Source organism: Streptomyces hilarionis (assembly GCF_024539675.1).
GTDB classification, from domain to species: domain Bacteria; phylum Actinomycetota; class Actinomycetes; order Streptomycetales; family Streptomycetaceae; genus Streptomyces; species Streptomyces hilarionis.
In genome coordinates this window covers 1-391 of sequence record NZ_JAHHIT010000499.1, presented here as the reverse complement: position 1 = coordinate 391, position 391 = coordinate 1, and the positions used below count along the sequence as shown (strand labels likewise).

At 55.8% G+C, this 391-nt stretch carries 1 protein-coding gene; it reads left to right on the top strand.

Annotation, left to right across the window (positions count from 1 at the left end):
• Window positions 1-391: hypothetical protein (locus tag KMS84_RS39285; RefSeq protein WP_256921423.1), on the top strand; the 391-nt coding region annotated here is incomplete at both ends.

The following is a 391-nucleotide window of genomic DNA, read 5'->3' as shown; positions in this document are numbered from 1 at the left end:
AACCGGGAAACAGCTATTTGGTTCGCATCACGCTCTGGATGAGATTTTCCGTCGTATTCACCGTTTCCGGGCTCTGGAAAATACCGGTGTGCTCGAACTGGCCAAAGATCTTGCCAGGGTGACGGTAGAGTCCTTGGATGGAGACTCCTTGTCAGTGCTCGCGCCGACCCCCAAGGGCATGAAGGCCGGTTCGGTCAAGCACTTGGAGGCAGCGTTGCAAATGGGCTTGACCCTTGAGCAGGCGAGGTCAATAACCAAGGTGCTGGTGGGTATCAATGAGCTCAGGCAGGCAGACGCTCATCTACCTTCTTCCGAGTTCACCAAGGCGTTTGGTCTCGTCGGCGTCGATCAACTGGCAGATCCCGTTGTGCAAGGTCGTCAGATGCTGGAA